Raw genomic sequence first — 25,300 nt, forward strand, 5'->3', positions numbered from 1 at the left:
CCTCAGGCGCGCTGCAGCGACGCTTCATCAATAGGTTGAACGGCGGGGTACCAGCTCTGATGCGCGTGCGCACGCTGCACCAGCGCCTCCGGCAGCGTATAAAGCGCGCCGAGATGTGCGTAGCGTCTGGCCTGGTCGACCACATTGCTGTTACCGAGCGTATCAAGATAGCGGAAAGCGCCGCCGCGGAATGGCGGGAAGCCGAGGCCATAGACCAGCGCCATATCTGCTTCTGCCGGTGAGGCGATAATCTTCTCTTCCAGACAGCGCACCACTTCATGCAGCATCGGCAGCATCATACGGTTGATAATCTCTTCATTGCTGAATGCGCGTGCTGGTTCACTGACGCTGCTCAGCAGCGTATCGGCGTCCGGATCGTGTATCTTCTGCGGTTTGCCTTTTTTATCCTGTTCCCAGCGGTAGAAGCCGAGGCCGTTTTTCTGCCCAAACCGGCCCGCATCAAACAGGACATCGATGGCATCCCGATAGTTTTTCTGCATGCGCGCCGGAAAGCCCTGCGCCATGACCTGCTGCGCATGATGGGCGGTATCGATACCGACCACATCCAGCAGCCACGCCGGCCCCATTGGCCAGCCAAACTGCTGCTCCATGGCTTTATCAATCTGGCGATAATCAGCGCCGTCGCGCAGCAGCAGGCTGAAAGCCGCAAAATAGGGGAACAGTACCCGGTTAACAAAGAAACCGGGACAATCGTTAACCACGACCGCTGTTTTTCCCATTTTGCTGGCCCACGCCACCACCTTACTGATGGTCGCTTCTGAGGTCTGTTCGCCGCGGATCACTTCCACCAGCGGCATGCGCGGTACCGGATTGAAAAAGTGCATACCGCAGAAATTTTGCGGACGCTGCAGCGCTTTCGCCAGTTCGCTAATCGGGATGGTTGAGGTGTTGGAGGCGAGAATGGCATCGTCCCGCAGCTGCTGTTCGGTCTCAGCGAGCACTTTCGCTTTGACCGCCGGATTCTCCACTACCGCTTCTACCACCACATCAGCGCGGCGGAAACCGCTATACTCCAGCACCGGCTGGATAGTTGTCAGCACGGCAGCAAGTTTCGCACCATCAATTTTGCCGCGCGCCAGCTGCTTATTCAGCAGCTTGCTGGCTTCATTCATACCCAGCGTCAGCGCTTTTTCACTGATATCTTTCAGGATAACGGGTACGCCTTTCCACGCTGACTGCCAGGCAATCCCGCCCCCCATGATGCCGGCACCCAGCACGGCGGCCTGCTGCGGCAGCTCTGCGCGGGCGCTATGTTTTTTCGCCAGGCTTTTGACATATTGATCGTTAAGGAAAATGCCGACCAGCGCGCGGGCAACATCGCTCTGTGCCAGCGGCACAAACGCAGCCGTTTCAAGCTTAAGCGCATCATCGCGCGTCAGCCCGGCGGCAGCTTCAATTGTTTTCACCGCTGTCAGCGGGGCAGGGTAGTGTTTACCTGCCGTCTGCAGCACCATGCTTTTCGCCAGCGTAAAGCTCATCGCGGCTTCAACCGGACTCAGCTTCAGCGGCGCCAGCTTCGGCGCCCGGCGTGCCTGCCAGCTCTGCTGGGTAATGGCGTCGTGCAGCATAGTGAGCGCGGCGCTGCGCAGTTTGTCGCGGCTGACCACGGCATCGACCAGACCCAGCTTCAGCGCGCTTAATCCATCCACATCTTTGCCGGCGGCAATGATCTCCAGCGCGCAGTCGGCTCCCAGCAGGCGCGGCAAACGCACGCTACCGCCAAAGCCTGGCATGATGCCGAGCCGGGTTTCCGGCAGGCCAATACGCGTCTCCGGCGTCGCGACGCGCAGATCGGTTGCCAGCACACACTCGCAGCCACCCCCCAGCGCATAGCCATCAATGGCGGCAATGGTCGGCACCGGCAGATCTTCCAGCCGGTTAAAAATGCTGTTAGCAAAGGTCAGCCACGCGCTCAGTTTCTCTTCAGGGGCATCAAACAGCGAAAGAAACTCGGTGATATCCGCGCCGACGATAAAAGCGGGTTTGGCGGAGCTTAACAGCAGACCGCGCAGACCGGGCTGCTGCTGCAATACATTCAGCGCCTCTCCCAGGCTGGCGACGGTTTTAATATCAAGTTTATTGACCGAGCCGGGAGCATCGAAAACCAGCTCGGCAACGCCGTCTTCGAGCCAGTGTAATGAAAGGGTATCGCCTTGGTAGAGCATATCCGTCTCCTGAAACCGCGAAAAGTGATCTGGTCATACCAGATGAACAGGAGTGTGAGCGGCCTGCCCCTCTTTTGCAAACGGCAGTGTGCTTATTTGATACCGCGATCACAGGCTGGCTGGCGCGCCAATAGCGGCGCGGCTATGCTACACTGCGGCCACTTTCGCGACATCGGAGACTCGTTCATGGATTCACTGAAAACACTGTATCAGGCGCATATCAAAACGCTGCAGCAGCGGGCGCAACAGATTCTGGCGCGCGGCAAACTGGATGCGCTGCTGATCCACTCCGGCGAGCTACAGACCGTTTTTCTGGATGATCACACCTATCCGTTTAAAGTGAATCCGCAGTTCAAAGCCTGGGTGCCGGTCACGCAGGTGCCGAACTGCTGGCTGTGGGTCGACGGCAGCAATAAACCTAAACTGTGGTTCTATTCACCCGTCGACTACTGGCATAACGTCGAGCCGCTGCCGGAGAGCTTCTGGACCGGAGATGTTGATGTCATCGGGCTGAAAAATGCAGATGAGATTGCACAGCTGCTGCCAGCATCGCGTGAAAACGTCGCCTACATTGGCCCGGTACCGGAACGTGCTGCGCAGCTGGGCTTCAGCAGCGCGCAGATCAACCCGCAGGCGGTCATCGATTTCCTGCATTATCATCGCAGTATCAAAACGGATTATGAGCTCGCCTGCCTGCGTCAGGCGCAGAAGCTGGCGGTTGCTGGCCATCGCGCGGCTAAAGAGGCGTTTTTCTCCGGCATGAGCGAGTTCGATATTAACCTCGCCTATCTTACCGCTACCGGGCACCGGGATACGGATGTGCCGTATGGCAATATTGTGGCGCTGAACGAACATGCAGCCGTGCTGCACTACACCCGGCTCGATCACCAGCCGCCAGCCAAACGTCACAGCTTCCTGATTGACGCCGGCGCTGAGTATGCAGGATATGCAGCAGATTTAACCCGCAGCTATGCGGCGCAAAGTAAAACGCGCTATGCCGAGCTGGTGGAGGCAATGAATAAAGAGGAGCTGGCGCTGATCGCTACGCTGAAAGCGGGCGTGCGCTATACCGATTATCATCTGCAGATGCATCAGCGCATTGCGCGTTTGTTGCTGAAATTTGGTCTGGTAAAAGGCCTGACGGAAGAGGCGCTGGTGGCAGAGAATCTCACCGGACCTTTCATGCCGCACGGCCTGGGTCATCCCCTCGGGCTGCAGGTACATGATGTGGCCGGTTTTATGCAGGACGATCGCGGCACGCATCTGGCTGCGCCGGCGCAATACCCTTATCTGCGCTGCACCCGGGTGCTGGAGCCCGGCATGGTACTGACCATTGAGCCGGGCTTCTATATTATCGATTCGCTGCTGGCGCCGCTACGCGGGGGTAGGTACACCCAGCACTTTGACTGGCAGGCGATTGATGCGCTGAAGCCGTATGGCGGAATTCGCATTGAAGATAATGTGGTGATCCACCCTAATCGCATTGAGAACATGACGCGCGACCTGCACCTGGCCTGATGGACGCTTATGATATTCCGGCTGAGGCGATAAGCAGCAGCGAAGAGACGATCAAAAAAAGCCGCTTTATCACTCTGCTGGCGCATACGCCGGGTGCTGAAGCGGCGCGGGCGTTTGTGCAGCGGGTCAAAAGCGAGCATCCCGCTGCGCGGCATCACTGCTGGGCCTGGGTTGCCGGTGCTCCGGACGATTCACAGCAGCTGGGCTTCTCCGACGATGGCGAACCCTCCGGCACGGCAGGTAAGCCGATGCTGGCGCAGCTGATGGGGAGCGGCCTTGGTGAGATCACTGCCGTAGTCGTACGCTATTATGGCGGCATCATGCTGGGGACCGGCGGGCTGGTCAAAGCTTACGGCGGCGGGGTGCAGCAGGGACTGAAACAGCTGCCGCGTCAGCGCAAAATGCCGATGCAATCTTTTATGCTGCGCTGTGATTATGCACAGATGAGCGATATAGAACGCCTGCTGCAGCGTTTTGACGGCGTTACTGAAGAGAGCCGCTATGAAGATTGCATCACGCTGCGCATTGCGCTGCCTCATGCGCAGATAGCGGCCTTTAAGCAAAACCTCTCTGACTACAGCCGGGGTGCGCTAGCGCTGCTCCCGCTGGATAACTGAACAAAGGACACGGCTGAATGCACTTCCGCGCCATTACCCGCATTGTGGGTCTGCTGGTTATTTTATTCTCGGTAACCATGATTGTACCGGGTTTAGTGGCGCTGATTTATCGCGACGGTGCCGGCCGCGCCTTCAGTCAGACGTTCCTGATGGCGATTGTCATTGGTTCGCTGCTCTGGTGGCCCAACCGTAAACAGAAGACCGAACTTAAACCGCGCGAAGGCTTTCTGATTGTGGTGCTGTTCTGGACGGTACTGGGCAGCGTCGGTGCAATGCCGTTTATCTTTGCCGAGCAGCCTCACCTCTCCGCGACCGATGCCTTTTTCGAATCCTTTTCCGGCCTGACGACGACGGGTGCAACGACGCTGGTGGGGCTCGACTCCCTGCCGAAAGCGATTCTGTTTTACCGGCAGATGCTGCAGTGGCTGGGCGGTATGGGGATTATCGTGCTGGCCGTTGCCATACTGCCGATTCTGGGCGTTGGTGGCATGCAGCTTTATCGCGCCGAAATGCCCGGGCCGCTGAAGGACAATAAGATGCGGCCGCGTATTGCAGAGACAGCAAAAACGCTGTGGCTGATTTATGTTGTGCTGACCATCGCCTGCGCGCTGGCCCTGTGGCTGGCCGGCATGCCGATGTTTGACGCTATCGGGCACAGCTTTTCTACCATCGCTATTGGCGGTTTCTCCACGCACGACGCCAGCATCGGCTATTTTAACAGTCCGACAATCAATACGATTGTTGCGATTTTTCTGCTGATTTCCGGCTGTAACTACGGTTTGCACTTTTCACTGCTGAGCGGGCGTAACCTGAAAGTTTACTGGCGCGATCCTGAATTCCGGATGTTTATTGGCGTGCAGTTTACGCTGGTGGTGATCTGCACGCTGGTGCTCTGGCTGCATAATGTTTATGACAGCGGCTGGCAAACGCTGAATCAGGCTTTTTTCCAGGTGGTGTCATGGGCAACAACGGCGGGCTTCACCACAGATAGCATTGCACGCTGGCCGCTGTTCCTGCCGGTGCTGCTGCTCTGCTCAGCATTTATCGGTGGTATGGCAGGCTCAACCGGGGGCGGCCTGAAGGTTATTCGTATTCTGCTATTGTTCAAGCAGGGTTCACGTGAGCTAAAACGTCTGGTGCACCCCAATGCGGTCTACACCATTAAGCTTGGCAACCGGGCGCTGCCGGAGCGTATTCTGGAAGCGGTATGGGGTTTCTTCTCCGCCTATGCGCTGGTGTTTCTGCTCAGCATGCTGGCCATTATCGCGACCGGCGTTGATGACTTCTCCGCGTTTGCTGCCGTTGCGGCAACGCTGAACAACCTTGGGCCGGGGCTGGGTGTAGTCGCAGACAACTTCACAACCATGAATGATGTGGCGAAATGGATATTGATCCTGACGATGCTGTTCGGGCGTCTTGAGGTCTTTACGCTGCTGGTGCTGTTCACGCCGACTTTCTGGCGTGAATAAGAGAAACAGGAACCTGTAATGAAAGCATTAATACTTTATTCCACCCGCGACGGACAAACCCGCGAAATTGCAGCGCGTATTGCTCAGACTCTGGTACCGCAGCAGTTATGTGATGTGCAGGATCTTGCAGAGACGAGACAGATTGACTGGTCGCAGTACGATCGCGTACTGATAGGCGCCTCGATTCGCTATGGTCATTTTGATACGGCGCTGATGACGTTTGTCACGCAGCACCGGCAGTCGCTGCAGCAGCGGGTAAGCGGATTTTTTAGCGTGAATCTGACGGCGCGCAAAGCTGACAAGCGTTCCCCGCAAACCAATGCCTATACCCGCAAATTTCTTGAGCAGTCACCGTGGCAGCCCGACTGCTGCGCTGTGTTTGCCGGCGCGTTACGTTATCCGCGCTATCGCTGGTTTGATCGGGTAATGATTCAGTTAATTATGCGCATGACCGGTGGTGAAACCGATACCTCTAAAGAAGTCGAGTACACCGACTGGTCTGCAGTGAGCAGATTTGCGTATGAATTTGCGCAGTTACCAGGCAAATCGTTGTGAAATAGAGCGTTGTGGCGAAAAATAGCGCGAACGATTCTTTTTTTGTATTTAACGCTTGTCAGCCCGGAAGAACTCCCTATAATGCGCCTCCATCGACACGGCACACCGGCTTACGGAAACGGCGTCGACAGGAAGATTCGGTAAGAACTTCCGCCGGAGAAAACGCTGAAAAAAGTGGTTGACTCCGGAGGAGGAAAGCGTAATATACGCCACCTCGCAGCAGACGCTTAAGGCGCTGGCTGCACCGCTCTTTAACAATTTATCAGACAATCTGTGTGGGCACTCGCAGGATTGATATCACAAGCCTACGGGCTTTAAAAAATATCAAGTCTTTGCTGAGTGAACACGTAATTCATTACGAAGTTTAATTCACAGAGCACCGCTTAACTTGTTTAAGCAAATCAAACTTTAAATTGAAGAGTTTGATCATGGCTCAGATTGAACGCTGGCGGCAGGCCTAACACATGCAAGTCGGACGGTAGCACAGGGGAGCTTGCTCTCCGGGTGACGAGTGGCGGACGGGTGAGTAATGTCTGGGAAACTGCCCGGTGGAGGGGGATAACTACTGGAAACGGTAGCTAATACCGCATAACGTCTTCGGACCAAAGTGGGGGATCTTCGGACCTCACGCCACCGGATGTGCCCAGATGGGATTAGCTAGTAGGTGGGGTAACGGCTCACCTAGGCGACGATCCCTAGCTGGTCTGAGAGGATGACCAGCCACACTGGAACTGAGACACGGTCCAGACTCCTACGGGAGGCAGCAGTGGGGAATATTGCACAATGGGCGCAAGCCTGATGCAGCCATGCCGCGTGTATGAAGAAGGCCTTCGGGTTGTAAAGTACTTTCAGCGGGGAGGAAGGCGGTGAGGTTAATAACCTCGCCGATTGACGTTACCCGCAGAAGAAGCACCGGCTAACTCCGTGCCAGCAGCCGCGGTAATACGGAGGGTGCAAGCGTTAATCGGAATTACTGGGCGTAAAGCGCACGCAGGCGGTCTGTTAAGTCAGATGTGAAATCCCCGGGCTTAACCTGGGAACTGCATTTGAAACTGGCAGGCTTGAGTCTCGTAGAGGGGGGTAGAATTCCAGGTGTAGCGGTGAAATGCGTAGAGATCTGGAGGAATACCGGTGGCGAAGGCGGCCCCCTGGACGAAGACTGACGCTCAGGTGCGAAAGCGTGGGGAGCAAACAGGATTAGATACCCTGGTAGTCCACGCCGTAAACGATGTCGACTTGGAGGCTGTTCCCCTGAGGAGTGGCTTCCGGAGCTAACGCGTTAAGTCGACCGCCTGGGGAGTACGGCCGCAAGGTTAAAACTCAAATGAATTGACGGGGGCCCGCACAAGCGGTGGAGCATGTGGTTTAATTCGATGCAACGCGAAGAACCTTACCTGGCCTTGACATCCAGAGAACTTAGCAGAGATGCTTCGGTGCCTTCGGGAACTCTGAGACAGGTGCTGCATGGCTGTCGTCAGCTCGTGTTGTGAAATGTTGGGTTAAGTCCCGCAACGAGCGCAACCCTTATCCTTTGTTGCCAGCGGGTCGTGCCGGGAACTCAAAGGAGACTGCCGGTGATAAACCGGAGGAAGGTGGGGATGACGTCAAGTCATCATGGCCCTTACGGCCAGGGCTACACACGTGCTACAATGGCGCATACAAAGAGAAGCGACCTCGCGAGAGCAAGCGGACCTCATAAAGTGCGTCGTAGTCCGGATCGGAGTCTGCAACTCGACTCCGTGAAGTCGGAATCGCTAGTAATCGTAGATCAGAATGCTACGGTGAATACGTTCCCGGGCCTTGTACACACCGCCCGTCACACCATGGGAGTGGGTTGCAAAAGAAGTAGGTAGCTTAACCTTCGGGAGGGCGCTTACCACTTTGTGATTCATGACTGGGGTGAAGTCGTAACAAGGTAACCGTAGGGGAACCTGCGGTTGGATCACCTCCTTACCTGAAGATACCTTCCCGCGAAGTGCTCACACAGATTGTCTGATAGAAAGTAACGAGCAAAGCGTCTTACGAATGAGACTTAGTGTCCCCTTCGTCTAGAGGCCTAGGACACCGCCCTTTCACGGCGGTAACAGGGGTTCGAATCCCCTAGGGGACGCCATTTGCTGGTAATGAGTGAAAGACATTGCCATTAATACTTCAGAATATGCTGTTAAGCATATTGCGAAGTATTTGCTCTTTAACAATCCGGAACAAGCTGAAAATTTGAAACGACCGCGTCGTATTCGTTCTCCGTAATAAGAACGAGGCATGATGCGGCCGGGTCTCAAGATTATCGCGATTCACAGCGTTCAAAACGCCTGTGGGTTGTGAGGTTAAGCGACCAAGCGTACACGGTGGATGCCCTGGCAGTCAGAGGCGATGAAGGACGTGCTAATCTGCGAAAAGCGCCGGCAAGGTGATATGAACCGCTACAGCCGGCGATGTCCGAATGGGGAAACCCGGTGCACCCAGTGCATCATCGCAGCATGAATACATAGTGCTGCGAAGCGAACCGGGGGAACTGAAACATCTAAGTACCCCGAGGAAAAGAAATCAACCGAGATTCCCCCAGTAGCGGCGAGCGAACGGGGAGCAGCCCAGAGCCTGAATCAGCTTGTGCGTTAGTGGAAGCGTCTGGAAAGGCGCGCGATACCGGGTGACAGCCCCGTACACGAAAACGCACTTGCTGTGAGCTCGAAGAGTAGGGCGGGACACGTGGTATCCTGTCTGAATATGGGGGGACCATCCTCCAAGGCTAAATACTCCTGACTGACCGATAGTGAACCAGTACCGTGAGGGAAAGGCGAAAAGAACCCCGGCGAGGGGAGTGAAACAGAACCTGAAACCGTGTACGTACAAGCAGTGGGAGCCTTCTTTATGGGGGTGACTGCGTACCTTTTGTATAATGGGTCAGCGACTTATATTCTGTAGCAAGGTTAACCGCATAGGGGAGCCGTAGGGAAACCGAGTCTTAATTGGGCGCTAAGTTGCAGGGTATAGACCCGAAACCCGGTGATCTAGCCATGGGCAGGTTGAAGGTTGGGTAACACTAACTGGAGGACCGAACCGACTAATGTTGAAAAATTAGCGGATGACCTGTGGCTGGGGGTGAAAGGCCAATCAAACCGGGAGATAGCTGGTTCTCCCCGAAAGCTATTTAGGTAGCGCCTCGTGAACTCATCTCCGGGGGTAGAGCACTGTTTCGGCTAGGGGGCCATCCCGGCTTACCAACCCGATGCAAACTGCGAATACCGGAGAATGTTATCACGGGAGACACACGGCGGGTGCTAACGTCCGTCGTGAAGAGGGAAACAACCCAGACCGCCAGCTAAGGTCCCAAAGTCATGGTTAAGTGGGAAACGATGTGGGAAGGCACAGACAGCCAGGATGTTGGCTTAGAAGCAGCCATCATTTAAAGAAAGCGTAATAGCTCACTGGTCGAGTCGGCCTGCGCGGAAGATGTAACGGGGCTAAACCATGCACCGAAGCTGCGGCAGCGACGCTTGCGTCGCTGGGTAGGGGAGCGTTCTGTAAGCCGCAGAAGGCGTGCTGTGAGGCATGCTGGAGGTATCAGAAGTGCGAATGCTGACATAAGTAACGATAAAGCGGGTGAAAAGCCCGCTCGCCGGAAGACCAAGGGTTCCTGTCCAACGTTAATCGGGGCAGGGTGAGTCGACCCCTAAGGCGAGGCCGAAAGGCGTAGTCGATGGGAAGCAGGTTAATATTCCTGCACTTGGTGTTGCTGCGAAGGGGGGACGGAGAAGGCTAGGTTATCCGGGCGACGGTTGTCCCGGTTTAAGCGTGCAGGTGTGAGGACCAGGCAAATCCGGTCTTCTTTAACACTGAGGCGTGACGACGAGGCTCTACGGAGCCGAAGTAACTGATGCCCTGCTTCCAGGAAAAGCCTCTAAGCTCCAGGCAACACGAAATCGTACCCCAAACCGACACAGGTGGTCAGGTAGAGAATACCAAGGCGCTTGAGAGAACTCGGGTGAAGGAACTAGGCAAAATGGTGCCGTAACTTCGGGAGAAGGCACGCTGGCGCGTAGGTGGAGGGACTTGCTCCCCGAGCCGAGGCCAGTCGAAGATACCAGCTGGCTGCAACTGTTTATTAAAAACACAGCACTGTGCAAACACGAAAGTGGACGTATACGGTGTGACGCCTGCCCGGTGCCGGAAGGTTAATTGATGGGGTTATCCGCAAGGAGAAGCTCTTGATCGAAGCCCCGGTAAACGGCGGCCGTAACTATAACGGTCCTAAGGTAGCGAAATTCCTTGTCGGGTAAGTTCCGACCTGCACGAATGGCGTAATGATGGCCAGGCTGTCTCCACCCGAGACTCAGTGAAATTGAAATCGCTGTGAAGATGCAGTGTACCCGCGGCAAGACGGAAAGACCCCGTGAACCTTTACTACAGCTTGACACTGAACATTGAGCCTTGATGTGTAGGATAGGTGGGAGGCTTTGAAGCGCGGACGCCAGTCCGCGTGGAGCCATCCTTGAAATACCACCCTTTAACGTTTGATGTTCTAACGTGGGCCCGTTATCCGGGCTGCGGACAGTGTCTGGTGGGTAGTTTGACTGGGGCGGTCTCCTCCCAAAGCGTAACGGAGGAGCACGAAGGTTGGCTAATCCTGGTCGGACATCAGGAGGTTAGTGCAATGGCATAAGCCAGCTTGACTGCGAGAGTGACGGCTCGAGCAGGTGCGAAAGCAGGTCATAGTGATCCGGTGGTTCTGAATGGAAGGGCCATCGCTCAACGGATAAAAGGTACTCCGGGGATAACAGGCTGATACCGCCCAAGAGTTCATATCGACGGCGGTGTTTGGCACCTCGATGTCGGCTCATCACATCCTGGGGCTGAAGTAGGTCCCAAGGGTACGGCTGTTCGCCGTTTAAAGTGGTACGCGAGCTGGGTTTAGAACGTCGTGAGACAGTTCGGTCCCTATCTGCCGTGGGCGCTGGAGAATTGAGGGGGGTTGCTCCTAGTACGAGAGGACCGGAGTGAACGCACCGCTGGTGTTCGGGTTGTCACGCCAGTGGCACTGCCCGGTAGCTAAGTGCGGAAAAGATAAGTGCTGAAAGCATCTAAGCACGAAACTTGCCCCGAGATGAGTTCTCCCTGGCTCCCTGAGAGCCCTGAAGGGACGTTGAAGACGACGACGTTGATAGGCCGGGTGTGTAAGCGCAGCGATGCGTTGAGCTAACCGGTACTAATGACCCGTGAGGCTTAACCTTACAACGCCAGAGGCGTTTTGAGAGACCCGATTTTCAGCTTGTTTTGCCGGATTAACAGAATTTGCCTGGCGGCCACAGCGCGGCGGTCCCACCTGACCCCATGCCGAACTCAGAAGTGAAACGCCGTAGCGCCGATGGTAGTGTGGGGCCTCCCCATGCGAGAGTAGGGAACTGCCAGGCATCCATCAAGTAAGAGAGCCCTGAACACGCGTTCAGGGCTTTTTTACGTCTGCAGAAAAGCAAAATTTCCTCACTAAAACCATCAAAACACCCACTCCTGGTTAGTCAATCGGGTAAACTACGGCCAGATTACTCAGTAAAGGCCGTGAAATGTCCAGCCCAGGTACCTCCCTTAAAGCATGTAATACGCTCGGTCTTGAGATCGACGCACAATCGCTGATTATCGCTGATAGCGCAGAAGCCATTACCGCAGCGTGGCACTCCAGCCAGCAGCGCAATCAACCCTTTATTATCCTCGGTGAAGGAAGCAATGTTCTGTTCCTCGAGGATTTCAACGGCACCGTCGTCGTTAATGCCATCAAAGGTATTCAGCCTGAAGAGCATGAAGAAGCCTGGCATGTGCACGCTGGCGCCGGTGAAAACTGGCATGAGTTAGTGGAATATACCCTGAAAAAAGGGATCCCTGGCTTGGAAAACCTGGCGCTCATTCCCGGTATGTCAGGCTCCGCTCCGATCCAGAATATCGGTGCCTATGGCGTAGAGTTTAAAGATGTCTGTCACTATGTCGATGTACTGCATCTGCCTACATCAGCCACTAAAAGGCTCTATCGTGAAGAGTGCGGCTTTGGCTATCGCGATAGCATATTTAAACACGCGCTCAAAGATGATTACGTCATCATCGCGATCGGACTGCGCCTGATGAAAGCGTGGAAACCGGTACTGAGTTATGGCGATCTGGCAAAACTTAACCCGGCGACGACTACCGCCTGGGATGTCTGCCATGCTGTATGTCAGATGCGTCAAAGCAAACTGCCCGATCCGCGCGTTACCGGAAATGTGGGCAGCTTCTTTAAAAACCCGCTTGTTTCAGCTGAGCAGCTGACAGAGCTGCTCGCGCAGTGGCCTGCGATACCACACTATCCTCAGCCTGATGGCGAGGTAAAACTGGCGGCAGGCTGGTTAATCGACCAGTGTCAGCTTAAGGGCTTCAGCGTAGGCGGCGCCGCCGTACATCGCCAGCAGGCGCTGGTTCTGATCAATCAGGATCGCGCCACGCCGCAGGAGATTATTACACTGGCACATACGGTGCGGCAGCACGTGGGTAAGAAGTTCAATGTCTGGCTGGAACCTGAAGTGCGTTTTATCGGCGCCAATGGCGAGCGTAATGCAGTTGAGGTTATTGCATGAAAGATCAAAGCGTCCCTCTCAAGCTGGCTGCGTTGCTGGCTGACGGTGAATTCCACTCAGGTGAACATCTGGGTGAAGCGCTGGGCATGAGCCGTGCTGCAGTTAATAAGCACATACAGACTCTGAAAAGCTGGGGTCTGGATGTCTTTACTGTGACAGGAAAAGGCTACAGCCTGGCTGCGCCTCTGCAGCTGCTGGATGAAGCGCTTATCCATACTCATCTGGAGACCCCGGGTATCGCCGTTATTCCGGTTATAGACTCAACCAACCAGTATCTGCTTGATCGCATGGATCAGCTTGAGTCAGGTTTTGCCTGCGTTGCGGAGTACCAGCAGGCAGGACGTGGACGCCGCGGACGTAAATGGTTTTCGCCTTTTGGAGCCAACCTCTATCTGTCGATGTACTGGCGTCTGGAGCAGGGGCCTGCTGCTGCGATGGGCCTGAGCCTGGTCATAGGGATTGTCATGGCTGAAGTGATTCAGTTCCTTGGCGCTGAAAATGTCCGTGTGAAGTGGCCAAACGATCTCTATCTTAACGATCGTAAACTTGCTGGCATCCTGGTTGAACTCACCGGTAAAACCGGCGATGCGGCGCAGATTGTTATGGGTGCAGGCATCAACCTGGGAATGCGGGGTGAAGGCACTTCAGAAATCAATCAGGGCTGGATCAACCTGCAGGAAGCGGGCGTGACTATCGATCGCAACCAGCTGGCAGCCAGTATCATCAACAGTCTGCGTGCGGCGTTACCGCTTTTTGAGCGCGACGGTCTGGCTCCCTTTATTCAGCGCTGGGAAAAGCTGGATAATTTTATCAATCGTCCGGTTAAATTACTGATTGGTGAGCGCGAAGTTTACGGTATTGCGCGCGGGATAGATAAGCAGGGTGGCCTGCTGCTGGAACAGGAGGGAGTGATTAAATCCTGGGTTGGCGGGGAGATCTCACTCAGGCCAGATAACGGCTAGCCACAGCACTATGATAAAAGCCCTGCACGCAGGGCTTTTTGCTGTTACTTCCTCAGCCTTACGCTCTGAACGGCGTGGTTAGCCTCTTTGGTCATAATCAGGCTGGCGCGCTCACGCGTTGGCAGAATATTTTCTTTCAGGTTAAGACCGTTGATTTCCTGCCACAGCCCGCGCGCAATGTTAACGGCATCCTCTTTCGGCAGCTGCGAATAGTGATGAAAGTAGGAATCGGGATCGCTGAAAGCACCTTCACGGAATTTCAGGAAGCGGTTGATGTACCAGCGTTCCAGTAAGGTTTCCGGAGCATCCACATAGATTGAGAAATCCACAAAGTCAGAAACAAATACGTGATGCGGATCGTGCGGGTAGTCCATACCGCTCTGCAGCACGTTAAGCCCTTCCAGAATCAGGATATCAGGCTGCTCAACCACTTTATCGCCGTCAGGGATGACATCATAAATCAGATGCGAGTAGACCGGTGCCGTGACCTGGCTGGCGCCCGACTTGAGATCGGAAACAAACTTTACCAGGCGATGCATATCGTAGGACTGCGGAAACCCTTTCTTCTTCATCAGACCGCGCTCTTTCAGCACGGCATTCGGATGCAGGAAACCATCAGTGGTGATCAATTCTACTTTGCGATGTTCCGGCCAGCGGCTCAGCAGCGCCTGCAGCACGCGCGCAGTCGTGCTTTTTCCGACGGCAACGCTGCCGGCAATGCTGATGATATAAGGGATCTTTTGCCCGTTGGTGCCGAGAAACTGTTCCAGTACGGCCTGACGTCGCAAATTAGAACTGATGTAGAAGTTCAGCAGACGTGATAGAGGAAGATAGATCTCAGCAACCTCATCAAGAGAGAGATCTTCATTGATACCGCGCAGGCGCTCAACTTCACGCTCATCCAGTGTCATAGGCACTGAGTCACGCAGCGCAGCCCACTGCTGTCTGTCGAATTGCAGATAAGGGGTGGTCAGTGGCGTTGTTTTTCTACTCATAAGCATATATCTGACCGCAAAGTGTGGTTCATCCCTGCCTCATCATGAAGCGTCCTGAACGCGATTGCGCGTCATAGAAGATAAATTAACGGAAACAGTGGGCAGGAGGTTAACACCAGTGTCACTTTAAACAGAAGCAAAATGATGATCGTGCGAGCGCTTTCGCAGAACACGCCACATTTTTTTCACCTGATGGAATGAAAAAAGCTGTGTTTTTCTATCAGCCGCTAAAAAAACCAGTAAATAGTTTAACCCCGGGCAGTTCAGTCAAAGAGAAAACAGAGCGTAGCCGCTGAACGCGGTGGTGAACATTTGTACCAGATATGAGTGAAGAAGCGGCAGTAATGCCTGCTGTTGAGAGCTTTTGCACAAATAGTAAGCAAAAGAATAAAAATGATGATTTTCTTGTTGCATCTCGGAGCCGGTCTTCCTAGAATGCGCGTCACTTGATGCCGGCTTAGCTCAGTTGGTAGAGCAACTGACTTGTAATCAGTAGGTCACCAGTTCGATTCCGGTAGCCGGCACCATCAAGTAGGTGGGATTCCCGAGCGGCCAAAGGGAGCAGACTGTAAATCTGCCGTCACAGACTTCGAAGGTTCGAATCCTTCTCCCACCACCATCTCAGCCTCCTGGTTGGGCATCAGGTAAGAGTTTACCTGATGGGTGAGTTCAAATCTCTCACCTCCGGATTCAGATTGCACATCTGTGTGGTCAGGGTCAGTCGGAAACTCTGACTGGCTCGAATAGTAAAAGGTCTTCTTTTATTATTCAAAAGCTACAGAAAGAACAGGTAGCCGAGTTCCAGGATGCGGGCATCGTATAATGGCTATTACCTCAGCCTTCCAAGCTGATGATGCGGGTTCGATTCCCGCTGCCCGCTCCAGATGTGCTGATATGGCTCAGTTGGTAGAGCGCACCCTTGGTAAGGGTGAGGTCCCCAGTTCGACTCTGGGTATCAGCACCACTTCCTTTATCTCTCTCCTGATTCTCTCTCTGTAAAACTAACATCGGGCACTGCCTGGTTAATGTGACGATATCTTTGATATATTCGTGTCTTAGAGGGACAAGCGATGGCTAAAGAGCAATTTCAGCGTAACAAACTGCACGTAAACGTGGGCACCATCGGTCACGTTGACCACGGTAAAACCACCCTGACTGCAGCAATCACCACCGTTCTGGCTAAAACCAACGGCGGCCAGGCGCGTGCATTCGACCAGATCGACAGCACCCCTGAAGAAAAAGCGCGTGGTATCACCATCAACACCGCTCACGTAGAGTACGAAACCGCAAGCCGTCACTATGCACACGTTGACTGCCCGGGACACGCCGACTACGTGAAAAACATGATCACCGGTGCTGCGCAGATGGACGGCGCGATCCTGGTTGTTGCTGCGACTGATGGCCCGATGCCACAGACCCGTGAGCACATCCTGCTGGGTCGTCAGGTTGGCGTTCCTTACATCATCGTGTTCCTGAACAAGTGCGACATGGTTGATGATGAAGAGCTGCTGGAGCTGGTTGAGATGGAAGTACGTGACCTGCTGTCACAGTACGACTTCCCGGGCGACGATACGCCAATCGTACGTGGTTCAGCGCTGAAAGCGCTGGAAGGCGACGCAGAGTGGGAAGGCAAAATCATCGAGCTGGCGGGCTACCTGGACAGCTACATCCCGGATCCGGTTCGTGCTATCGACCTGCCGTTCCTGCTGCCAATCGAAGACGTGTTCTCAATCTCAGGCCGCGGTACCGTTGTTACCGGTCGTGTTGAGCGCGGCATCGTTAAAGTCGGTGACGAAGTTGAAATCGTGGGCATCAAAGATACCGCGAAATCAACCTGTACCGGTGTTGAGATGTTCCGCAAGCTGCTGGACCAGGGTCAGGCGGGCGAGAACTGTGGTGTTCTGCTGCGCGGTATCAAGCGCGAAGACATTCAGCGTGGACAGGTTCTGGCGAAGCCGGGCTCAATCAAGCCACACACCAAGTTCGAGTCAGAAGTTTACGTTCTGTCTAAAGACGAAGGCGGCCGTCATACTCCGTTCTTCAAAGGCTACCGTCCACAGTTCTACTTCCGTACCACTGACGTGACCGGTTCAGTTGAGCTGCCAGAAGGCGTTGAGATGGTCATGCCGGGCGACAACATCAAGATGGTTGTTACCCTGATCCACCCAATCGCGATGGACCAGGGTCTGCGCTTCGCAATCCGCGAAGGCGGCCGTACCGTTGGCGCGGGCGTTGTTGCTTCTGTTATCGCTTAATTGCGATAGTATTTGACGCAATGCGCATGAAAAGGGCATCATTTGATGCCCTTTTTGCACGCTGTCACTTAGAACCTGGCTCATCAGTGATTTTCAATCATAATCATTGCTGAGACAGGCTCTGTTTTACAGCGCTGGAGACCGAGTTATGCCCAACAGCTCATTCGGTTTGGATGCCTCGCCTATACGCGGGGCAGAATAGTTTCTGAATTATTGTGGCAGGTTGGTTTATGAGTGCGAATACCGAAGCTCAAGGGAGCGGGCGCGGCCTGGAAGCGATAAAGTGGGTAGCTGTGATTGCGTTACTGCTGGTTGCCATTGTGGGTAACTATCTCTATCGCGATATTACGCTGCCCTTACGTGCGCTGGCTGTAGTAGTGCTGATCGCTGCTGCGGGTGGCATCGCTTTACTGACTATCAAAGGTAAAGCAACCGTGGCTTTTGCTCGTGAAGCAAGAACCGAAATGCGCAAGGTTATCTGGCCAACCCGTCAGGAAACCTTACATACCACGCTAATCGTTGCCGCGGTTACGGCCGTGATGTCACTGATTTTGTGGGGGCTGGATGGTATTCTGGTCCGTCTGGTATCGTTTATTACTGGCCTGAGGTTCTGAGATGTCTGAAGCTCCAAAAAAACGCTGGTACGTCGTTCAGGCGTTCTCCGGTTTTGAAGCCCGCGTAGCGAAATCGCTGCAAGAGCATATCAAACTGCACAACATGGAAGAACTGTTTGGTGACGTCATGGTGCCGACTGAAGAAGTCGTTGAAATCCGTGGCGGTCAGCGTCGCAAAAGCGAGCGCAAATTCTTCCCTGGCTACGTCCTGGTACAGATGGTGATGAATGACGCCAGCTGGCACCTGGTGCGCAGTGTACCGCGTGTAATGGGCTTCATTGGCGGTACATCTGACCGTCCTGCACCAATCAGTGACAAAGAAGTTGATGCGATTATGAACCGCCTGCAGCAGGTAGGTGATAAGCCGCGTCCGAAAACGCTGTTTGAGCCAGGCGAGATGGTACGCGTCAACGACGGTCCGTTTGCTGACTTCAACGGCGTGGTCGAAGAAGTTGACTATGAGAAGAGCCGCCTGAAAGTGTCGGTTTCTATCTTTGGTCGTGCAACACCGGTTGAGCTTGATTTTGCTCAGGTGGAGAAAGGTTAACCCTTTTGTTCACTTTTTGACTCTTGCAGAAGGCGCGAAATTTACCTATAATTTCGCGCCTTTTGTTTTTACACGCTGGCAACGGCGGGTAAATCGTTACCACGGGGAGCCTGTTTTCAGGCGCTATACCCAATAGAGGAATTATCATGGCCAAGAAAGTACAAGCCTACGTTAAGCTGCAGGTTGCAGCTGGTATGGCTAACCCGAGCCCACCGGTTGGTCCGGCTCTGGGTCAGCAGGGTGTTAACATCATGGAATTCTGTAAAGCGTTTAACGCCAAAACAGAATCTCTGGAGAAAGGCCTGCCTACTCCAGTTGTTATCACTGTATATAGCGACCGTTCTTTCACCTTCGTTACCAAAACGCCTCCGGCTGCCGTACTGCTGAAAAAAGCAGCGGGCATCAAGTCTGGTTCTGGTAAGCCGAACAAAGACAAAGTCGGTAAAGTAACTCGTGCTCAGGTACGTGAAATCGCAGAAACCAAAGCTGCGGACATGACTGGTGCTGACGTAGAAGCGATGACTCGCTCTATCGAAGGTACTGCTCGTTCCATGGGCCTGGTAGTGGAGGATTAAGAAATGGCTAAGCTGACCAAGCGCATGCGCGTGATCCGTGACAAAGTTGATGCAACTAAACAGTACGACATCAACGAAGCTGTTGCTCTGCTGAAAGAACTGGCTACTGCCAAATTCACAGAAAGCGTAGACGTTGCTGTTAACCTCGGCATCGATGCACGTAAATCTGATCAGAACGTACGCGGTGCAACCGTTCTGCCACACGGTACTGGTCGTTCAGTACGTGTTGCTGTCTTTACCCAGGGCGCAAACGCTGAAGCTGCTAAAGCAGCTGGCGCTGAGCTGGTAGGTATGGAAGATCTGGCCGATCAGATCAAAAAAGGCGAAATGAACTTTGACGTCGTTATCGCATCTCCGGATGCAATGCGCGTTGTTGGCCAGCTGGGCCAGGTTCTGGGCCCACGTGGTCTGATGCCAAACCCGAAAGTTGGTACTGTAACGCCAAACGTTGCTGAAGCGGTTAAGAACGCTAAAGCGGGTCAGGTTCGTTATCGTAACGACAAAAACGGCATCATCCACACTACCATCGGTAAAGTGGACTTCGATACTGACAAACTGAAAGAAAACCTGGAATCTCTGCTGGTCGCGCTGAAAAAAGCAAAACCTGCTCAGGCTAAAGGCGTGTACATCAAGAAAGTCAGCATCTCTACCACCATGGGCGCCGGCGTTGCCGTTGACCAGGCTGGTCTGAACGCAGTAGCAAACTAATTGCTGCTTGAAACGGGCGAAAAATTCATCTAGAATCTTACGCCCGTTGTTCTGAATGAACACTGTTCTCAGAACCCAAATTCATAGCCGCTGCGGCTTAATGCGGTAACGCATTAAAATACAGTGGCTAAGGTTGGAGCCAGGCCTAATCCTGGCCTCCGTCCAAGACCGCAGGAGCGGAACTTTCTTCGGAAACTCTGCTTAATATCCTGCGTAGACGGTGACAGAACCAAAAAGATTTATTTCTTCACTGGATTCTGCTCACCGTGTAATAGCGCCTGCTGCTTTCGGGCAGTCAGGTGAAGTGAGTTCCGGGAAATTTTTCCCGGTCAAATCCAGGAGCAAAGCTAATGGCATTAAATCTTCAAGGCAAACAAGCGATTGTTGCTGAAGTTAGCGAAGTAGCCAAAGGCGCGCTTTCAGCGGTTGTTGCGGATTCCCGTGGCGTTACCGTTGATAAAATGACTGAACTGCGTAAAGCAGGTCGTGAAGCTGGCGTTTACATGCGTGTTGTTCGCAACACCCTGCTGCGCCGCGTCGTTGAAGGTACTCCTTTCGAGTGCCTGAAAGACACGTTTGTTGGTCCGACCCTGATTGCATACTCTATGGAACACCCGGGCGCTGCTGCTCGTCTGTTCAAAGAGTTCGCGAAAGCGAATGCAAAATTTGAGGTCAAAGCTGCAGCCTTTGAAGGTGAGCTGATCACGGCGGCCAATATTGACCGTCTGGCAACTCTGCCGACTTACGAAGAAGCACTGGCACGTCTGATGTCGACCATGAAAGAAGCCGCTGCTGGCAAACTGGTTCGCACTCTGGCTGCTGTACGCGATGCAAAAGAAGCGGCTTAAGGCCTCTTTCTTTTCCTTCGTACCTGCTTACGTATAAACTTTTTGTGAATTTTAGGAACAATCGACATGTCTATCACTAAAGATCAAATCCTGGAAGCCGTTGCAGCTATGTCCGTAATGGAAGTAGTTGAGCTGGTTTCTGCTATGGAAGAAAAATTCGGCGTTTCTGCTGCTGCTGCTGTAGCTGTAGCTGCTGGCCCGGCTGAAGCTGTTGAAGAGAAAACTGAGTTCGACGTTGTGCTGAAAGCAGTTGGCGCGAACAAAGTAGCAGTAATCAAAGCAGTACGTACTGCAACTGGTCTGGGCCTGAAAGAAGCCAAAGATCTGGTTGAAGCGACTGGCGTGATCAAAGAAGGCATCAGCAAAGATGACGCAGCTGCACTTGAAGCTGCTCTGAAAGAAGCTGGCGCTGAAGTTGAAGTTAAGTAAGACAACCTTAGGGTTGCAGTCTGAGTAATCGGGCTGATGGCTGGTGACTTTTTGGTCACCAGCCTTTTTGCGCTACAGGGGAACGATGGCGTTTCGCACTGTTTATCCATTGTTTCTCTTCAATATCTTTTTCTATCGACGCCTTAATATACCGCTCTCCTGTGAAGGTTCCCTGCCGGCACAATAGCGATGAAATGATTTAAGAGTGATAGAAAGATGTATTGCATGGGGTGCCACGCATCGCATGAAAAACAAAAATAGTGTTGCATAACTGTCCCGTCAGGACGGACAGCGTGGGTCGACTTGTCAGCTAGCTGAGGAACCCTATGGTTTACTCCTATACCGAGAAAAAACGTATTCGTAAGGATTTTGGTAAACGTCCACAAGTTCTGGATGTTCCCTATCTCCTTTCTATCCAGCTTGACTCGTTTCAGAAGTTCATCGAGCAAGATCCAGAAGGCCAATACGGTCTGGAAGCAGCCTTCCGTTCCGTGTTCCCAATCGCGAGCTACAGCGGCAACTCTGAATTGCAGTATGTCAGCTATCGCCTGGGTGAGCCGGTCTTTGACGTAACTGAATGTCAGATCCGTGGCGTGACCTATTCGGCACCGCTGCGCGTGAAACTGCGTCTGGTGATCTACGAGCGCGAAGCGCCGGAAGGCACCGTTAAAGACATCAAAGAACAAGAAGTCTACATGGGTGAAATTCCACTCATGACTGACAACGGTACCTTTGTTATCAATGGTACTGAGCGTGTTATCGTTTCTCAGCTGCATCGTAGTCCTGGCGTGTTCTTTGACAGCGATAAGGGTAAAACGCACTCTTCCGGTAAAGTGCTTTATAACGCACGTATCATCCCTTACCGTGGTTCATGGCTCGACTTCGAGTTCGATCCAAAAGATAACCTGTTCGTCCGTATTGACCGTCGTCGTAAGCTGCCGGCCAGTATCATCCTGCGCGCGCTGGAATACACCACTGAGCAGATCCTCGATCTGTTCTTCGAAAAAGTGGTCTTTGAAATCCGCGACAACAAGCTGCAGATGGAACTGGTGCCTGAGCGCCTGCGTGGCGAAACGGCTTCCTTCGATATCGAAGCCAACGGCACGGTCTACGTTGAGAAAGGTCGTCGCATCACTGCGCGTCATATTCGCCAGCTGGAAAAAGATAGCGTTCAGCATATCGAAGTCCCGGTTGAATATATCGCCGGTAAAGTCGTTGCTAAAGACTACATCGATCTGAACACCGGTGAGCTGATTGTTCCGGCTAACATGGAACTGTCACTGGATCTGCTGGCAAAACTGAGCCAGTCGGGCCACAAGCGCATCGAAACCCTGTTCACCAACGATCTGGATCACGGCCCTTATATCTCCGAGACCCTGCGTGTTGACCCAACCAACGATCGCCTGAGCGCGCTGGTTGAGATCTACCGCATGATGCGTCCGGGCGAGCCGCCAACGCGTGAAGCAGCGGAAAACCTGTTCGAGAACCTGTTCTTCTCTGAAGATCGTTACGATCTCTCTGCGGTCGGCCGCATGAAGTTCAACCGTTCTCTGCTGCGTGATGAGATCGAAGGTTCAGGTATCCTGAGCAAAGAAGATATCATCGAGGTGATGAAGAAGCTGATCGGTATCCGTAACGGTATCGGTGAAGTGGATGACATCGATCACCTTGGTAACCGTCGTATCCGTTCTGTCGGTGAGATGGCTGAGAACCAGTTCCGCGTAGGTCTGGTTCGCGTTGAGCGTGCAGTGAAAGAGCGTCTGTCACTGGGCGATCTTGATACGCTGATGCCGCAGGACATGATTAACGCCAAGCCGATTTCAGCCGCAGTAAAAGAGTTCTTTGGTTCCAGCCAGCTGTCTCAGTTTATGGACCAGAACAACCCGCTGTCTGAAATTACGCATAAGCGTCGTATTTCTGCTCTGGGCCCAGGCGGTCTGACCCGTGAGCGTGCTGGCTTTGAAGTGCGTGACGTACACCCGACTCACTACGGTCGCGTATGTCCAATCGAAACGCCGGAAGGCCCGAACATCGGCCTGATCAACTCACTCTCTGTCTACGCGCAGACCAACGAATATGGTTTCCTTGAGACACCATACCGTCGCGTTGTTGATGGCAAAGTGAGTGACGAAATTCATTACCTCTCTGCGATTGAAGAGGGTAACTACGTTATCGCTCAGGCGAACACCAACCTTGCTGATGATGGTAGCTTTGTTGACGATCTCGTCACCTGCCGTAGCAAAGGTGAATCGAGCCTGTTCAGCCGCGATCAGGTTGACTACATGGACGTTTCCACCCAGCAGGTGGTTTCTGTCGGTGCGTCACTGATCCCGTTCCTGGAACACGATGATGCTAACCGCGCCCTGATGGGTGCGAACATGCAACGTCAGGCGGTCCCGACTCTGCGCGCTGATAAGCCGCTGGTAGGTACCGGTATGGAACGTGCAGTAGCGGTTGACTCCGGTGTAACTGCCGTCGCGAAACGTGGTGGTACCGTACAGTATGTAGATGCATCCCGTATCGTTATCAAAGTTAACGAAGAAGAGATGTACGCAGGCGAAGCCGGTATCGACATCTACAACCTGACCAAGTACACCCGTTCAAACCAGAACACCTGTATCAACCAGATGCCGTGTGTCTCTCTGGGTGAGCCAATCGAGCGCGGTGACGTGCTGGCAGATGGTCCATCCACCGATCTGGGTGAGCTGGCGCTGGGTCAGAACATGCGCGTGGCGTTCATGCCATGGAACGGTTACAACTTCGAAGACTCCATCCTCGTCTCAGAGCGTGTGGTTCAGGAAGACCGTTTCACCACGATCCACATTCAGGAACTGGCTTGCGTGTCCCGTGACACCAAACTGGGGCCGGAAGAGATCACCGCTGACATCCCGAACGTCGGCGAAGCTGCGCTCTCCAAGCTGGATGAATCCGGTATCGTCTATATCGGTGCAGAAGTAACCGGTGGTGACATTCTGGTCGGTAAGGTAACGCCTAAAGGTGAAACCCAGCTGACGCCAGAAGAGAAACTGCTGCGCGCTATCTTTGGTGAAAAAGCGTCCGACGTGAAAGACTCGTCGCTGCGCGTACCGAATGGCGTCTCTGGTACCGTTATCGATGTGCAGGTCTTTACCCGCGATGGCGTGGAAAAAGATAAGCGCGCGCTGGAAATCGAAGAGATGCAGCTGAAGCAGGCGAAGAAAGACCTGTCTGAAGAACTGCAGATCCTTGAAGCGGGTCTGTTCAGCCGTATCCAGGCTGTGCTGATCGCGGGCGGCGTTGAAGCGGACAAGCTGGACAAGCTGCCGCGCGAGCGCTGGCTGGAGCTGGGCCTGACTGACGAAGAGAAGCAGAACACTCTCGAGCAGCTGGCCGGACAGTATGATGAGCTGAAGCACGAGTTTGAGAAGAAACTCGAAGCGAAGCGTCGCAAAATCACCCAGGGCGACGATCTGGCACCAGGCGTGCTGAAGATCGTTAAGGTTTATCTGGCCGTTAAACGTCAGATCCAGCCTGGTGACAAAATGGCAGGCCGTCACGGTAACAAAGGTGTTATCTCTAAGATCAACCCGATCGAAGATATGCCTTATGACGAAAACGGCACGCCGGTTGACATCGTACTGAACCCGCTGGGCGTACCATCGCGTATGAACATCGGTCAGATTCTGGAAACCCACCTGGGTATGGCGGCGAAAGGCATTGGTGAGAAGATCAATGCGATGCTGAAGAAGCAGGAAGAAGTCGCCAAATTGCGTGAGTTTATCCAGCGTGCTTACGATCTGGGCACCGACGTGCGTCAGAAAGTTGATCTGAACACCTTCTCGGACGATGAAGTGCTGCGTCTGGCAGAGAACCTGAAAAAAGGTATGCCAATCGCCACGCCAGTGTTCGACGGTGCGAAAGAGAGCGAGATCAAAGAGCTGCTGCAGCTCGGCGGCCTGCCTTCTTCTGGTCAGATCACGCTGTTTGATGGCCGTACCGGTGAGCAGTTTGAGCGTCAGGTAACCGTAGGTTACATGTACATGCTGAAACTGAACCACCTGGTTGATGACAAGATGCACGCCCGTTCGACCGGCTCCTACAGCCTCGTTACTCAGCAGCCGCTGGGTGGTAAGGCGCAGTTCGGTGGTCAGCGCTTCGGTGAGATGGAAGTGTGGGCACTGGAAGCATATGGTGCCGCGTATACCCTGCAGGAAATGCTTACCGTTAAGTCTGATGACGTCAACGGCCGTACGAAGATGTATAAAAACATCGTCGATGGCAACCATCAGATGGAACCGGGCATGCCGGAATCCTTCAACGTACTGTTGAAAGAGATCCGCTCGCTGGGTATCAACATCGAGCTGGAAGACGAGTAAGCACTCGCAAGTACTGGTTATGGGACGCGCACTCCGGGTGCGCGTCCCTGAGAGTTCCACTCCGACGG

At 53.8% G+C, this 25,300-nt stretch carries 16 protein-coding genes, 5 tRNA genes and 3 rRNA genes; 22 read left to right on the top strand and 2 right to left on the bottom strand.

Annotated elements, in window-relative coordinates:
* Positions 1-2: 2 nt before the first annotated feature.
* Complete coding sequence (gene fadB, locus LAC65_RS00655; RefSeq protein ID WP_203025573.1) at positions 3-2,186, bottom strand: fatty acid oxidation complex subunit alpha FadB; 2,184 nt, start codon at positions 2,184-2,186, stop codon at positions 3-5.
* A gap of 186 nt (positions 2,187-2,372) precedes the next feature.
* Here fadB and pepQ point away from each other — a divergent pair, with 186 nt between their 5' ends.
* The 10 genes from pepQ (at position 2,373) to birA (ending at position 13,906) form a co-directional block, all read left to right on the top strand.
* Positions 2,373-3,704, top strand: a complete 1,332-nt coding sequence (gene pepQ / locus LAC65_RS00660; protein ID WP_039381818.1) for a Xaa-Pro dipeptidase — start codon at positions 2,373-2,375, stop codon at positions 3,702-3,704.
* Complete coding sequence (locus LAC65_RS00665) at positions 3,704-4,321, top strand: IMPACT family protein (RefSeq protein ID WP_039381819.1); 618 nt, start codon at positions 3,704-3,706, stop codon at positions 4,319-4,321. The genes pepQ and LAC65_RS00665 overlap by 1 nt, the downstream gene beginning before the upstream one ends.
* A 17-nt stretch (positions 4,322-4,338) precedes the next feature.
* A complete protein-coding gene (gene trkH, locus LAC65_RS00670) occupies positions 4,339-5,790 on the top strand; it encodes a Trk system potassium transporter TrkH (protein WP_039381820.1) in 1,452 nt (483 codons plus the stop codon).
* An 18-nt stretch (positions 5,791-5,808) separates the two neighbouring features.
* Complete coding sequence (hemG, locus tag LAC65_RS00675) at positions 5,809-6,345, top strand: menaquinone-dependent protoporphyrinogen IX dehydrogenase (protein WP_039381821.1); 537 nt, start codon at positions 5,809-5,811, stop codon at positions 6,343-6,345.
* Positions 6,346-6,755: 410 nt separating this feature from the next.
* A 16S ribosomal RNA gene (locus LAC65_RS00680) occupies positions 6,756-8,298 on the top strand.
* An 84-nt stretch (positions 8,299-8,382) separates the two neighbouring features.
* Positions 8,383-8,458, top strand: a tRNA-Glu gene (locus LAC65_RS00685).
* A gap of 212 nt (positions 8,459-8,670) precedes the next feature.
* Positions 8,671-11,576: ribosomal RNA gene (locus LAC65_RS00690) — 23S ribosomal RNA — on the top strand.
* Positions 11,577-11,640: 64 nt separating this feature from the next.
* A 5S ribosomal RNA gene (gene rrf / locus LAC65_RS00695) occupies positions 11,641-11,756 on the top strand.
* Together the 16S, 23S and 5S rRNA genes with 1 tRNA gene alongside form the textbook arrangement of a ribosomal RNA operon.
* Positions 11,757-11,906: 150 nt before the next feature.
* Positions 11,907-12,944, top strand: coding sequence for a UDP-N-acetylmuramate dehydrogenase (gene murB / locus LAC65_RS00700; RefSeq protein WP_039381822.1), 1,038 nt, complete (start codon positions 11,907-11,909; stop codon positions 12,942-12,944).
* Entirely contained in the window at positions 12,941-13,906 is a 966-nt protein-coding gene (gene birA, locus LAC65_RS00705) for a bifunctional biotin--[acetyl-CoA-carboxylase] ligase/biotin operon repressor BirA (protein ID WP_224144800.1), read from the top strand. The genes murB and birA overlap by 4 nt, the downstream gene beginning before the upstream one ends.
* A 44-nt stretch (positions 13,907-13,950) precedes the next feature.
* On the opposite strand, the gene coaA is transcribed toward birA, so the two are convergent.
* Entirely contained in the window at positions 13,951-14,901 is a 951-nt protein-coding gene (gene coaA, locus LAC65_RS00710; protein WP_039385682.1) for a type I pantothenate kinase, read from the bottom strand.
* 451 nt (positions 14,902-15,352) lie between these two features.
* Between coaA and LAC65_RS00715 the strand changes: the two genes are divergently transcribed.
* From LAC65_RS00715 to rpoB, 12 genes are all read left to right on the top strand, one after another.
* Positions 15,353-15,428 (top strand) — tRNA-Thr (locus LAC65_RS00715).
* A 7-nt stretch (positions 15,429-15,435) separates the two neighbouring features.
* A tRNA-Tyr gene (locus LAC65_RS00720) sits at positions 15,436-15,520 on the top strand.
* A 189-nt stretch (positions 15,521-15,709) separates the two neighbouring features.
* Positions 15,710-15,784, top strand: a tRNA-Gly gene (locus LAC65_RS00725).
* Between the two features lie 5 nt (positions 15,785-15,789).
* Positions 15,790-15,865, top strand: a tRNA-Thr gene (locus tag LAC65_RS00730).
* 106 nt (positions 15,866-15,971) lie between these two features.
* On the top strand, positions 15,972-17,156 hold the full coding sequence (gene tuf / locus LAC65_RS00735) for an elongation factor Tu (RefSeq protein ID WP_039380832.1): 1,185 nt from the start codon (positions 15,972-15,974) through the stop codon (positions 17,154-17,156).
* Positions 17,157-17,386: 230 nt separating this feature from the next.
* Complete coding sequence (gene secE, locus LAC65_RS00740; protein WP_039381824.1) at positions 17,387-17,770, top strand: preprotein translocase subunit SecE; 384 nt, start codon at positions 17,387-17,389, stop codon at positions 17,768-17,770.
* 1 nt (position 17,771) lies between these two features.
* Positions 17,772-18,317: a transcription termination/antitermination protein NusG gene (nusG, locus tag LAC65_RS00745; RefSeq protein ID WP_039381825.1), complete on the top strand. Its 546-nt coding sequence runs from the start codon at positions 17,772-17,774 to the stop codon at positions 18,315-18,317.
* Positions 18,318-18,463: 146 nt separating this feature from the next.
* Complete coding sequence (gene rplK, locus LAC65_RS00750; protein WP_013507401.1) at positions 18,464-18,892, top strand: 50S ribosomal protein L11; 429 nt, start codon at positions 18,464-18,466, stop codon at positions 18,890-18,892.
* A gap of 3 nt (positions 18,893-18,895) precedes the next feature.
* On the top strand, positions 18,896-19,600 hold the full coding sequence (gene rplA / locus LAC65_RS00755; protein ID WP_039381829.1) for a 50S ribosomal protein L1: 705 nt from the start codon (positions 18,896-18,898) through the stop codon (positions 19,598-19,600).
* A 350-nt stretch (positions 19,601-19,950) separates the two neighbouring features.
* Positions 19,951-20,448, top strand: a complete 498-nt coding sequence (gene rplJ / locus LAC65_RS00760) for a 50S ribosomal protein L10 (RefSeq protein ID WP_039381830.1) — start codon at positions 19,951-19,953, stop codon at positions 20,446-20,448.
* A gap of 66 nt (positions 20,449-20,514) precedes the next feature.
* Positions 20,515-20,877 (top strand): 50S ribosomal protein L7/L12, encoded by a 363-nt coding sequence (rplL, locus tag LAC65_RS00765; RefSeq protein WP_009092660.1) that lies wholly within the window; start codon positions 20,515-20,517, stop codon positions 20,875-20,877.
* A 326-nt stretch (positions 20,878-21,203) separates the two neighbouring features.
* Complete coding sequence (gene rpoB / locus LAC65_RS00770) at positions 21,204-25,232, top strand: DNA-directed RNA polymerase subunit beta (protein WP_039381834.1); 4,029 nt, start codon at positions 21,204-21,206, stop codon at positions 25,230-25,232.
* Positions 25,233-25,300 lie beyond the last annotated feature (68 nt).

Origin of the sequence: Pantoea eucrina, assembly GCF_020079945.1 — a bacterium.
Taxonomy (GTDB): Bacteria; Pseudomonadota; Gammaproteobacteria; order Enterobacterales; family Enterobacteriaceae; genus Pantoea; species Pantoea eucrina.